Origin of the sequence: Vreelandella halophila (assembly GCF_009856365.1) — a bacterium.
Taxonomy (GTDB): domain Bacteria; phylum Pseudomonadota; class Gammaproteobacteria; order Pseudomonadales; family Oleiphilaceae; genus Halospina; species Halospina utahensis_B.
Map to the genome: position 1 here is coordinate 439,577 of NZ_WMEX01000001.1, position 12,524 is coordinate 452,100.

Genomic DNA, 12,524 nt, shown 5'->3' on the forward strand with positions numbered 1-12,524 from the left:
CCTGTTAGATGGATCCGTTCTGTGTCCGGCGTTCAATGAAGCGGGCGATGCGCTGCGCGGCTTCCACGCATTCCTCCTGAGAGGCGACCAGCGCCATGCGGACCCGGTTTTCGCCGGGGTTCACGCCGTCGCTGGTGCGTGACAGATAGCGCCCCGGCAGTACGGTGACATTTTCCTCGTTGTAGAGCGCTCTGGCAAAGGTCTCGTCGTCCATGGGCGTGCGTGGCCAGAGGTAGAAGCCGGCCTCGGGACGTGCCACGTCCAGCCAGGGCGCCAGGATGGGAAGTACAGCATCGAACTTGGCCCGATAGGCCTCGCGGTTGGCCTGGACGTGTGCCTCATCATTCCAGGCGGTGATGCTGGCCTGCTGGTGATGGATGGGCATGGCGCAGCCGTGGTAGGTGCGGTAGCGCAGGAAGCGGGCCAGGCAGTCCGCATCCCCGGCGACGAACCCCGAGCGCAGGCCCGGCAGGTTGCTGCGCTTGGACAGGCTGTGGAATACCACGCAGCGGCGGTAGTCGTCGCGGTCGAGCCGTCGGCAGGCCTCGAGCATGCCGAGCGGCGGCTCGACTTCAGGGTGGTAAATCTCCGAGTAGCACTCGTCCGCCGCGATCACAAAGTCATGCCGGTCCGCCAGTTCCAGCAGCTGGCGGTAGTCCTCAAGGCCCATGACCGCCCCGTTGGGGTTGCCCGGTGAACACAGATAGACCAGCTCACACCGGTCCCAGGTGGCAGCCGGCACACTGCTGAAATCGGGCAGGCCTCCGCCATTCCGCGTGCTGTTGACGAAATACGGCTGGGCGCCGGCCAGAAGGGCCGCCCCCTCGTAGATCTGGTAGAAGGGATTGGGGCTGACTACCAGTGAATCCGGGGTGCCGGACAGCATGGCCTGGGCAAAGGAAAAGAGGCCTTCGCGGGTGCCGTTGAGGGGCAGGAGCTGGGTGTCAGGGTCCAGGTTGCCCGTCCCGAGATTGAAGCGGCGCGTGGCCCAGGTCGCGATGGCCTCCCGCAGTTCAGGCAGGCCCTTTGTGGCGGGGTATCGGGCCACGTCCGCGAGGCTGTCACGCAGGGTATCCAGCACGGAAGCCGGCGCCGGGTGTTTGGGTTCGCCAATGGAAAGGGCGATGTGCGCCTGCTCTGGCGGTTGCGTCCCCTCAAACAGCTGGGCCAGCTTCTGGAACGGGTAGGGGTGGAGGTCGTCGAGCTTCGGGTTCATATCGTGATTTCCTGTTCGCTGTGGCCATTGAGACCGGCCACTTCGTCCAGCTGCTGGCACAGCGCCTGGCGCACGGACTCACAGGCTTCCGGATCTTCCACCGGGTTGCCGCGTTCATCGGTCACGAAGAAGATGTCCTCCACCCGTTCGCCCAGGGTGGCGATCTTGGCGCTGACCAGCCGCATGTGGTGGTCCAGCAGGATGCGGCCGATGCGCGCCAGAAGGCCGGGGCGATCCGGTGTGACCACTTCCAGCATGGTGCGGTGGTTGGCCGTGTCCGTTGAGATGGTCACTTTCGTGGGGAAGGCGAAGTGCTTGAGCTTGCGCGGCACACGGCGCTCGATGATGGCCGGGTAGTCGTCCGGGTCGTCCAGCTCCTCCACCAGCCGGTCCCGGATGTGGTCCCGGCGCTCCGGGTCCTTGCCCAGGGGCTGGCCCTGCTCGTCCACCACCACGTAGCTGCTCAGGTTGTAGGGGCCCTCGCCCGAGAGGATGCGGGCGTCGACGATGTTCAAGTGCAGCTGCTCCAGTACCGCCGTGGTGGCGGCGAAGAGGGCGGCCCGGTCGCGCATGTAGATGATGATGTGGGTGTAGCCGTCCGTGGGGCCGCCGGTGGTATCCCGGATCATCACCAGCGGGTCCGGGTTGTCGCCGTGGCGGATGATGGCGGCGCTCTGCCAGACGATGTCGACCGTGGCGTCCTGCAGGAAGAAGTCATCGTCCAGGGTGTTCCAGACCCGGTCGATCTGCTCGTTGCTGTAGCCCTGGCTGCGCAGCATGTCCCGGGCTTCCTCGCAGGTGGCGCGGATCCAGTCGTTGCGGTCGAAGGGGCTGTCGATGCCCTGGCGCAGGACCCGGCGTGTCTCGATGTAGAGCTGGCGCAGCAGCGAATCCCGCCAGGTGTTCCACAGGTTCGGGTTGGTGGCGGCGATGTCGCACACGGTCAGGATGTAGAGATAGACCAGGTGTACCTTGGACGGGATCTTGCGCGCGAACTCGCGGATGATGGCCGGGTCCGAGATGTCGCATTTCTGCGCGGTGAGCGACATCAGCAGGTGGTTCTCGATCAGCCAGGCTACCAGTTTGGTGTCCCGGTCGCTCAGGTGGTGCTGTTCGCAGAAGCGGGCGGCATCGATGGCGCCGAGCTCCGAATGGTCGCCGCCACGGCCCTTGGCGACATCGTGGAACAGGCCGGCCACATACAGCAGTTCCGGTTTGGGCAGCTGGTGGCTCAGCCGTGAGGCCAGCGGGAACTGCTCACGGCCCTCGGTGGTCTGCATGTGCACCATGTTGCCGATTACCCGCAGGGTATGGGCGTCCACCGTGTAGACGTGGAACAGGTCGTACTGCATCTGCCCGATGATGTTGCCGAACTCCGGGAGGTAGCGCCCGAGGACGTTGTAACGCTTCATGTAGGACAGGGTGGTGTCCAGTTCGTGGGGCGTGCGCAGCAGTTCCATGAACAGCGTGGTGCAGGCCAGGTTCTGGCGGAAGGCATCGTCAATCAGGTGCCGGTGGGCCCGGATGGCCCGGATGGTCGGGGCCCGGATGCCTTTCACTTCCGGGTGCTGGGCCAGAACCACGAAGATCTCCAGCAGCGCGTAGGGCGCATAGGCGAAGACCTGGGTGTTGGTGGCCTCAAGATAGCCATTACGGATCTGGAAGCGGCGGTTGACCGGCTGGATCTGCTCCGGTTCGTCCGCACGCAGGATCTCTTCATCCAGATGCTGCAGGATCACATCCGTGAGCTCCGCCAGTGCCAGCACCCTGCGGTAGTAGGCCTGCATCATCAGTTCCACGCCCAGGCGCCCATGGTGTTCCTCGAAGCCGAGCATGCGGGCGAGATCCGGCTGATAGTCAAACAGCAGCCGGTTCTCGTTGCGTCCGGCGAGGATCTGCAGACCGAAGCGCAGCTGCCACAGGAACGTCTCACCCTCGCGCAGGATCTCGAATTCCTCGTCTGAGAGGATGGCGAAGTGCATCAGGTCGGATGGGTCATCCAGCCCGAAGTGGCGGCGGGCCACCCAGATGATGGTCTGGATGTCGCGCAGCGCGCCGGGTGAGGCCTTGAGGTTGGGCTCCAGATTGTATTCGGTGGCCCCGTACTTGCCGTGGCGCTGCTGCTGCTCGCGGCGCTTGGCGGCGAAATACGCACGGTCGGAGAGGGTGTCGCTCGAGTACACACGCTTGCGGAGCTGCCTGGGGAGCTCGGTGTTGCCGGCGATCAGCCGGGTTTCAAGCATATTGGTGAGGATGGTGGCGTCCTCGCGCGCGGTGGATACGCACTCTTCAATGCTGCGCACACTGTGGCCGATGTCCAGGCCCAGATCCCAGAGCAGGGTCAGGAAGTCGGAGAGGGCTTCTTCGTGCGCCTGGGCTCCGGCTTCCCCGGTCAGGATCAGAAGGTCGATATCCGACCAGGGGTGCAGTTCGCCACGGCCATAACCGCCGACGGCCACCAGGGAAAGATCCTGAGCTTCCCCCAGGGGCGAGTGTTCCCAGAGCAGTGCCAGCACGGTATCCATGATGCGGGCACGACCGTGCACCAGTGAGCGCACATCGGTACCGGCACGGAAAGCATCCGCCATGACCTTCTGAAGGCGCTCAAGATGGCGGCGTACCGGCACACCGGGGGAGGCCGCATTCTGGATTTCGTCCGCCAGCGCGGTGGCATCCAGGTGCTGGTCCGGATCGAAAACGGGCGCCGAGTGATCCATCGGTGACTGCCTCATGGGTCAGGGTAGGAGCGGCCATGGCCGCGATGGTCCTTCCACGGTGCTCTGATCGCGGTTCAGGCGCGGTTCGCGCGAGCGCGCTCCTACGGGATTATGCGGGCTCCTCACCATTGCGCAGGGTAAGGATCTCATACCCCTCGGCGGTGACCAGGACCGTGTGCTCCCACTGTGCGGACAGTTTGCGATCCCGGGTAACCACTGTCCAGCCATCCGGCAGTACCTTGCTGTGGCGTTTACCCTGATTGACCATGGGCTCAATGGTGAAGGTCATGCCCTCCTGCAGTTCCAGGCCGGTGCCCGGCTTGCCGAAGTGCATCACCTGGGGCTCCTCGTGGAAGCCCTGGCCGATGCCGTGACCGCAGTACTCGCGGACGATGCTGTAGTGGTTGGCCTCGGCGTGCTTCTGGATGGCGGCGCCGATGTCGCCGAGCTTCGCGCCCGGGCGCACCATCTCGATGCCGCGGAACAGGCATTCCCGGGTGACCCGGTTGAGCCTTTCGGCCGCGGGGTTGGCCTTGCCGGCGACGAACATCATGCTGGTATCGCCGTGATAGCCGTCCTTGATGACGGTGACGTCGATGTTGAGGATGTCGCCGTTCTTCAGGGCCTTCTTCTCATTGGGAATGCCGTGACAGATCACCTGATTGACGGAGATGCACACGGACTTGGGGAATCCCTTGTAGTTCAGCGGTGCCGGGGTCGCCCCATGCTCAACGATGTACTCATGGCAGATCCGGTCGAGTTCCTCGGTGGTGACGCCCGGCTTAACATGCTCGCCGATCATCTCCAGAACACTGGCGGCCAGTCGGCACGCCACCCGCATCTTCTCGATTTCCTCGGCGGTTTTGGTCTGAACGCTCATGCCGCTCCCGCAGTCTGTTGATTCAAAGGCAGCCTATTCTACCGGCTCAGGCCCGGAGATTGAACCTGCCCGCGGCGACGGCGGTAGGGCGGGCAGAAGGCAATTCATTCGGTGGTGTAACTTCCTTTCTGGCGCGTTTTATGGTAAAAATTCGCGCGCCGTTCCGGGGAGTTCCAGGCGAATCCACCGGAAGCGGTAAAAACCAAATACACACACGTATCGGCACATTGTCCCGGGTGCTCCGGTGGCCAGGTGGCCCCAGAGTCGGATAATGGGATGCGTGGAGGCGTAACCCAACCAGACAAAGGTGATAGCAATGGCACAGGTGAGCATGCGCGACCTGCTCAAGGCGGGCGCACACTTCGGACACCAGACGCGCTACTGGAACCCGAAGATGGGCAAGTACATCTTCGGCGCGCGCAACAAGATCCACATCATCAACCTCGAACATACCGTTCCGGCACTGAACCAGGCGCTTGATCAGGTTCAGAAGATGGCCGAGAACAAGAACCAGATCCTGTTCGTGGGGACCAAGCGCTCCGCCAGCAAGATCGTGAAGGAAGAAGCGGAACGCTGCGGTATGCCGTTCGTTAACCACCGCTGGCTTGGTGGCATGCTCACCAACTACAAGACCATCCGCCAGTCCATCCGCCGCTACCGCGATCTGGAGCAGCAGGATCAGGATGGCACGCTCGACAAGCTGACCAAGAAAGAGGCGCTGGACCACCGGCGCGAGATGGAAAAGCTTGAGCGCCACATTGGCGGTATCAAGGATATGGGCGGTCTGCCGGACGCGCTCTTTGTCATTGACGTGGATCACGAGGACATCGCCATCAAGGAAGCCAACAAACTGGGTATTCCGGTGATTGGTGTGGTGGATACCAATAGCGATCCCAAGGGCGTTGACGTGGTCATCCCGGGTAACGACGACGCCATCCGTGCGGTCCAGATCTACGTCCGCGCCGTGGCTGACGCCGTGATTGAAGGCACCCAGGCAGGTGGTGGTGCCGCTGATGAGTTTGTTGAAGTCAGCGAAGACGAACCGCAGGCGCCGGCGGCTGAATAAGCTCCGGCCCGCGCGAACGGCAACAACCGAATTGATTCAAGTGGGGAACAGATAATGGCTGCAATCTCTGCCGCACAGGTCAAGGAGCTGCGTGAGCGCACCGGCCTGGGCATGATGGAATGCAAGAAAGCGCTGGTGGAAGCGGAAGGTGACGTCGAAACCGCCATCAGCAACCTGCGCAAGAACTCCGGCCTCAAGGCTGCCAAGAAGGCGGGTCGTACCGCCGCTGAAGGTGTTGTACGCCTGAAGGTGACCGATGACGCCAGCGTCGGCATGATGGTCGAGGTCAACTCCGAGACCGACTTTGTCGCCCGTGATGAGGGTTTCCTTGCGTTTGCGGATCGGGTGCTGGACGCCGCGTTCCAGAACGGCGAAACCGATATCGAGAAGCTGGTCGTTGATGACCTGGAGAAAGAGCGCGAAGAGCTCGTCCAGAAGATCGGCGAAAACATTACGGCACGCCGTGCTGTCCGCCTTGAGGGCGACGTTGTGGGTGGCTATGTTCACTCCACCAATGGCATGGGCGCGCTGGTGGCGCTCAAGGGCGGCTCCGGTGAGTTGGCCCGCGATCTGGCAATGCACGTCACGGCCGTGAACCCGCGGGTTGGTACGCCGGACGACATGCCTGAAGAGGAAGTCGAGAAGGAGCGCGAAGTCATCCGCTCCCAGCCCGACATGGAAGGCAAGAAGCCGGAAATCGTCGAGAAGATGATGACCGGTCGGATCCAGAAGTTCCTGAAGGAGAACAGTCTGGTCGAGCAGGGCTTCGTCAAGAACCCGGATCAGGCCGTCAAGGATCTTCTCAAGGAGCATGGCGCCGAGCTCGTGAGCTTTGTACGCTACGAGGTGGGCGAAGGCATCCAGAAGGAAGAGACGGACTTCGCCTCCGAGGTTGCGGCGCAGCTCAAGGGCTGATCCCTAAGCAGCCGGCGGGCATGACCCGCCAATAACTCGGGCCGCATCTCCCGTCGCATGGCGCGTTGGGGAGACTGCGGCCGGTTTGTATCCAGAACACCGGTTAGGAGGTCACAGGCCATGCCCACCCAGAGTACGACACAGACCCGATACAAACGCGTTCTGCTCAAACTCAGTGGCGAGGCCCTGATCGGTGATCACGAATTCGGGATCGACCCCAAGGTTCTTGACCGCATGGCGGTCGAGATCGACTCACTTGTCAGTATTGGCGTGCAGGTGGCCATCGTTATCGGCGGAGGCAATCTGTTTCGTGGAGCCGTGCTGAACGAGGCTGGCATGGATCGGGTGACCGGTGATCACATGGGCATGCTGGCTACCATGATGAACGGTTTGGCCATGCGTGATGCGCTCGAGCGCTCCAACATCCAGAGCCGGGTGATGTCGGCTATCCCCATGAGTGGCATCGTGGAGCACTATAACCGCCGTGAGGCCACGCGTGACCTCAAGGGCGGCGATGTGGTGGTCTTCACCGCTGGTACCGGTAATCCGTTTTTCACGACAGACTCGGCGGCGTGCCTGCGGGCCATTGAGATTGACGCCGATGTGGTGCTGAAGGCGACCAAGGTGGACGGTGTCTACAACGACGATCCGGTCTCCAACCCGGAAGCCTTCAAGTACGATCGGCTCACCTACGATCAGGTGCTGGAAAGCCGTCTGGGGGTGATGGACCTCACCGCCATCTGCCTGTGCCGGGATCACAACATGCCGGTCCGTGTGTTTAACATGGGCAAACCCGGTGCTCTGCGTGACATCGCACTGGGCGGCAACGAAGGAACACTCATTGAGGAAGCCTGAACAAGAGGGCGGAAACCGTGTTAGACGAGCTCAAGCAAGACGCTGAAGAACGCATGCAGAAGGCGGTGGATTCCGTCAACAAGGCCTTTGCACGTATCCGGACAGGGCGGGCACATCCCAGCATTCTGGATGAGGTGACGGTGGATTATTACGGCATGGAGACACCGCTCAAACAGGTCGCCAACGTCTCCGTGGAGGACGGGCGTACACTGGCTGTGTCGCCGTATGAGAAGAACCTGGCGCCCAAGATTGAGAAAGGCATCATGAAAGCCGATCTGGGTCTCAATCCGGCGACCACGGGCGAGGTTGTGCGTGTTCCCATGCCCACCCTGACCGAGGACAGTCGTAAGGAATACGTTCGCCATGCGCGCAACGAGGCTGAGCAGGGGCGGGTCGCGGTGCGCGGCGTACGCCGGGATGTGAACAGCGACATCAAGGATCTGCTCAAGGAAAAGGAAATCACCGAGGACGAAGAGAAAAAGGCTGAGGGCGATATCCAGAAGCTTACGGACAAGTACGTCGCCAAGATCGACGAGCTCCTCAAGAACAAGGAAAACGACCTGATGGCCATCTGAGGTCCGGGGTCCAGGGGCAAGCATGAGCGAGACGGATCAGGAAACGGACATGCCGCCACTGGCGGGCTGCCCGCGTCACGTGGCGGTGATCATGGATGGCAACAACCGCTGGGCCCGGGCCAGGGGCCAGCGTGGTATCAGTGGTCACCGTGCGGGTGTGAAATCCGTGCGCGCGGCCATTGAGACCTGCGGCAAGTCCGGTGTTGAGGTGCTCACCCTGTTCGCCTTCAGCAGTGAGAACTGGCGCCGCCCGGAAGAGGAAGTCAGTGCCCTGATGACGCTGTTCCTGCGTTCGCTGCGCAAAGAGGTGAGGCGTCTCAGGGAGAACGGCATCCGCCTGTCTTTCATCGGCAATCGTGAGCGCTTCAGCCATACGCTCCAGGAACACATGGCCCGGGCGGAACAGGAAACCGCGCATTGCGACAGCATGGAGCTGGTGATTGCGGCGGACTACGGCGGGCACTGGGATGTGGCCCAGGCCAGCCGTCGCATTGCGCAGGAGGTGGCGGCGGGGCGTCTTAGCCCGGACGAGGTGGATGAAAACCTGCTCCAGCGCTACATCAGCCTGGGCGACCGGCCCATGCCGGATCTGCTGATCCGTACCGGTGGGGAGCAGCGCATCAGCAATTTTTTGCTGTGGCAGTTCGCGTATACCGAATTCTATTTCTCTCCCTTGTACTGGCCCGACTTCCAGCATACTGCCATGCGTGAGGCGCTGGCGGACTTCGCGGGCCGTCAGCGCCGTTTCGGGCGTACCGGTGAACAGGTTGCCGAGCCTGTCATGCCCCAGAGGCAGTATGGATAAGGAGGCGCAGTGCTGAAGCAGCGGGTGATCACGGCTGTCATTCTGGCACCCATTGTTGTGGGTGGTCTCTTTCTGCTGCCTCCGATGGGTTTTGCTGTATTTACCGGCGCCCTCTTGGCCATTGCCGGCTGGGAATGGGCCAACCTCTCTGGGTTTGAGGGAGGGCTGCAGCGGTGGGCTTTCGCGCTGGTGCTGGTTGTTCTTATGGCCGTCTTCCAGACGTTGCCGGTCGTGCCCCTTCTCGGGGTGCTGGCGATGTTCTGGCTGCTGGTGGCGGCAATGGTTGCCGCCTATCCAGCAGGTACAGGGCTCTGGCATCCGCGGCCGGTACGGCTGGTCCTGGGCATTCTGGCGCTCGTCGGTGCGTGGCTGGCACTCAACCACCTGCGTGCTGGCGATCTGGTGCTGGGGCATACCGGCAACAACCTGCTGCTGATCCTGTACACCTTTCTTGTGGTCTGGGGCGCGGATATCGGCGCCTATTTCGCCGGCCGTGCCTTCGGGCGCCGCAAGCTGGCGCCGGCGGTCAGCCCTGGTAAAACATGGGCGGGCGTCTGGGGTGGCCTGGCAGTGGTGGCGGCACTGGCACTGGCCGTGGCCTGGTGGCTTGACCTCGCCAGCATCGCGGTGATTCAGTTCGTCCTTGCCTCGGTGCTGACCGCGCTCGCGTCGGTGCTGGGGGATCTGTTTGAGAGCATGCTCAAGCGCCATCGCGGCATCAAGGACAGCAGTCAGCTGCTGCCCGGGCACGGTGGTATCCTGGATCGCATCGACAGCCTGGTGGTTGCGATCCCGGTGCTGGCATCCTGTTTTACCCTCCTGGGCTGGCTGACGCCGGTTCAGTAACGCTTCGATACGGACTGGAACCCGGATGGGTGAAATCTCACCACAGACCCTTACAATCCTTGGAGCTACCGGCTCCATCGGCACCAGCACGCTGGACGTGGTTGCGCGTCATCCTGAGCGCTTCCGCGTGCACGCCCTGAGTGCCCACGCCAACGTGGAGGAGCTGGCACGGCTCTGCCGACAGTTTCGACCCCGGATTGCGGTCATTAGTGATGCTGCTCGCGAGACCGAGCTCCGGGATGCTCTCGGGGACTTGGACATTACGGTTCTCAGTGGCGAGGCGGGGCTGTGCGAGGCCGCTTCGGATGCCGACGTGGATACGGTGATGGCGGCCATTGTGGGCGCTGCCGGCCTCGCTCCGACGATGGCGGCCATTGAGCAGGGTAAGCGGGTGCTTCTGGCCAACAAGGAGGCCCTGGTGATGTCCGGAGGGCTCTTCATGGAGGCTGTTGAGCGCCATGGTGCCACGCTGCTGCCCATAGACTCCGAGCACAATGCCATCTTCCAGTGCCTGCCCCGGGCCGGCGCCGGCGTTGGGGAATCGGGCGTCACGCGTATTCTCCTGACCGCCTCCGGTGGCCCCTTCCGGACCACACCGGCCAGCGAACTCGAGCACGTGGGGCCGGATCAGGCATGCGCCCATCCCAACTGGGCCATGGGGCGCAAGATCTCGGTGGACTCGGCCACCCTGATGAACAAGGGGCTGGAGCTGATCGAGGCCTGCTGGCTGTTCGGTACCACACCGGAGCATGTGCAGGTCCATGTGCACCCTGAGAGCATCATCCACTCCATGGTCGAATATCGGGATGGCTCCGTGCTGGCGCAGCTGGGCAGTCCGGATATGCGTACCCCCATTGCCAACGCTCTGGCCTGGCCGGAACGTATTGAAGCAGGGGTGGCACCGCTGGATCTTTTCGAGCTGGCATCCTTTCATTTTGAGCGGCCGGACCTGGAGCGATTCCCAGCCCTGCGCCTGGCTGCTGAGGCTTTCCGGGCCGGAGGCACGGCGCCCGCCATCCTGAACGCGGTCAACGAAGTGGCAGTGGATGCCTTCCTTGGTGGGCGCATCGGCTTTACCCGCATCGCCGGTCTCGTGGGCGAGGCTCTGGCGGAGCTGGCGCCGCGCCCGGCCGACTCCATTGAGGCGGTCATGGCCTGTGATGGGCGCGCCCGTGAATGGGCCATGAACCGACTCAACGTCGCGGAGAACGCCTCATGAGTGTGATCCAGACCATTCTGGCGCTGATCGTTACCCTGGGCATCCTGGTGACCGTGCATGAGTTCGGCCACTTCTGGGTGGCGCGCCGCCTGGGTATCCGGGTGCTGCGTTTTTCGGTCGGCTTCGGCAAGCCACTTTTCATGCGCCGCGATCGCCATGGCACCGAGTACGCTGTGGCTGCGATCCCGCTTGGCGGGTATGTGAAAATGCTGGATGAGCGCGAAGGCGAGGTGCCGGAAGAGGAGAAACATCTGGCCTTCAACCGCCAGACGCCTGCGCGTCGTATCGCCGTGGCGGCCGCCGGTCCCATCGCGAACTTCATCTTTGCGGTTTTCGCCTACTGGCTTCTGGCCGTGATCGGGTTCACAACGATTGCGCCTGTGGTGGGCGATGTGGAGCCTGGCACCCCTGCGGAGCGGATGGCGCTTGAGTCCGGCATGGAGGTGCTGGAGGTCGACGGGCGCCAGACCCCTTCCTGGCGCCATGTGGGCATGGCGCTGCTGCAGCGTGCCGGTGAGCAGGGTGAGGTGAGCCTTACCCTGCAACAGGAGGGCCGCCGTCTTGAGCGCAGTACGGCCCTGGACGGTTGGCTGGGTGGCGCCCGGGACCCGGACCCGGTCAGGGAATTCGGTATCGAACCGTGGCGGCCTGACATTCCTCCTGTTCTGGGCGAGATCCGGCTTGGATCTCCTGCAGAGGAGGCCGGTCTTCAGCCCGGCGATCGCATTCTGGCTGTGGAGGGCGAGGCGGTTGCGGACTGGTTGGCGCTGGTGGATCGCATCCAGGCGGCGCCTGGCGAGGCGCTTTCCATGCGCATTGAGCGCGATGGCAGCGAGCGCACCATCACCGTGACGCCGGCCGCCCGGACGGATGGGGAAGGTGAGCGCATCGGCCGTATCGGGGCCGGTGTGCAGTCGGTATCCTGGCCTGAGGACATGCGGCGTCAGACCCAGCTGGGGCCGGTCCGGGCGGTGCCGGAGGCGTTTAACCAGTTCTGGAATGACACCCGCACCACTCTGGTGGCTGTGGGCAAGATGGCCAGCGGGCTGCTTTCCGTGCGCAATATAAGCGGTCCCATCACCATCGCACGTGTGGCTGAGACCACGGTTACCACGGGTTTCGAGTCGTTCGTGCGGTTCCTGGCGTATCTGAGTATCAGTCTGGGGATCATCAATCTGCTGCCCATTCCCATCCTCGATGGCGGTCACATCCTGTTCTATGCGTGGGAATGGGCGCGCGGACGCCCGGTTTCAGAGGCGGTCCAGGGGCTATGGCTGCGGCTGGGCCTTCTGCTGATCGCGATGCTGACAGTCCTTGCGCTTTACAATGACGTGCTCCGATTGTGAGAATTGCCCGGCTCTGTCGGCGCCCGGTCGCCATGACATTTTCGTAATGGGGCGGCGTGTTCGCCGAACTGATGGTATCCGTTA

The 12,524-nt window shown here is 63.0% G+C and carries 11 protein-coding genes; 8 read left to right on the forward strand and 3 right to left on the reverse strand.

The features are described 5' to 3' along the window. Positions 1 to 4: 4 nt before the first annotated feature. The 3 genes from dapC to map form a co-directional block, all read right to left on the reverse strand. Positions 5 to 1,216: a succinyldiaminopimelate transaminase gene (gene dapC, locus GLW01_RS01935; RefSeq protein ID WP_160897957.1), complete on the reverse strand. Its 1,212-nt coding sequence runs from the start codon at positions 1,214 to 1,216 to the stop codon at positions 5 to 7. Beyond that, positions 1,213 to 3,933 carry a [protein-PII] uridylyltransferase gene (locus GLW01_RS01940; RefSeq protein ID WP_160897958.1) on the reverse strand — a complete coding sequence of 907 codons (2,721 nt, stop codon included), beginning with the start codon at positions 3,931 to 3,933 and terminating at the stop codon, positions 1,213 to 1,215. The genes dapC and GLW01_RS01940 overlap by 4 nt, the downstream gene beginning before the upstream one ends. Before the next feature lie 109 nt (positions 3,934 to 4,042). Next, positions 4,043 to 4,813, reverse strand: a complete 771-nt coding sequence (gene map / locus GLW01_RS01945; protein ID WP_160897959.1) for a type I methionyl aminopeptidase — start codon at positions 4,811 to 4,813, stop codon at positions 4,043 to 4,045. A 316-nt stretch (positions 4,814 to 5,129) separates the two neighbouring features. Here map and rpsB point away from each other — a divergent pair, with 316 nt between their 5' ends. The 8 genes from rpsB (at position 5,130) to rseP (ending at position 12,440) form a co-directional block, all read left to right on the forward strand. Then, positions 5,130 to 5,879 carry a 30S ribosomal protein S2 gene (gene rpsB / locus GLW01_RS01950; protein ID WP_077530678.1) on the forward strand — a complete coding sequence of 250 codons (750 nt, stop codon included), beginning with the start codon at positions 5,130 to 5,132 and terminating at the stop codon, positions 5,877 to 5,879. A gap of 54 nt (positions 5,880 to 5,933) precedes the next feature. Then, positions 5,934 to 6,794, forward strand: coding sequence for a translation elongation factor Ts (gene tsf / locus GLW01_RS01955; protein WP_151438864.1), 861 nt, complete (start codon positions 5,934 to 5,936; stop codon positions 6,792 to 6,794). Between the two features lie 120 nt (positions 6,795 to 6,914). Next, the gene (gene pyrH, locus GLW01_RS01960; protein WP_077530680.1) at positions 6,915 to 7,649 is read left to right on the forward strand and encodes a UMP kinase; all 735 of its coding nucleotides are present in this window, start codon (positions 6,915 to 6,917) and stop codon (positions 7,647 to 7,649) included. 17 nt (positions 7,650 to 7,666) lie between these two features. Next, positions 7,667 to 8,224, forward strand: a complete 558-nt coding sequence (frr, locus tag GLW01_RS01965) for a ribosome recycling factor (RefSeq protein ID WP_151438865.1) — start codon at positions 7,667 to 7,669, stop codon at positions 8,222 to 8,224. Positions 8,225 to 8,246: 22 nt separating this feature from the next. After that, the gene (gene uppS, locus GLW01_RS01970; RefSeq protein ID WP_160897960.1) at positions 8,247 to 9,029 is read left to right on the forward strand and encodes a polyprenyl diphosphate synthase; all 783 of its coding nucleotides are present in this window, start codon (positions 8,247 to 8,249) and stop codon (positions 9,027 to 9,029) included. A gap of 9 nt (positions 9,030 to 9,038) precedes the next feature. Further along, positions 9,039 to 9,875, forward strand: coding sequence for a phosphatidate cytidylyltransferase (locus tag GLW01_RS01975; RefSeq protein WP_160897961.1), 837 nt, complete (start codon positions 9,039 to 9,041; stop codon positions 9,873 to 9,875). A 25-nt stretch (positions 9,876 to 9,900) separates the two neighbouring features. Next, positions 9,901 to 11,094, forward strand: a complete 1,194-nt coding sequence (ispC, locus tag GLW01_RS01980; RefSeq protein ID WP_160897962.1) for a 1-deoxy-D-xylulose-5-phosphate reductoisomerase — start codon at positions 9,901 to 9,903, stop codon at positions 11,092 to 11,094. Continuing rightward, the gene (gene rseP, locus GLW01_RS01985) at positions 11,091 to 12,440 is read left to right on the forward strand and encodes an RIP metalloprotease RseP (protein WP_160897963.1); all 1,350 of its coding nucleotides are present in this window, start codon (positions 11,091 to 11,093) and stop codon (positions 12,438 to 12,440) included. The genes ispC and rseP overlap by 4 nt, the downstream gene beginning before the upstream one ends. The last annotated feature ends 84 nt before the right edge of the window (positions 12,441 to 12,524 follow it).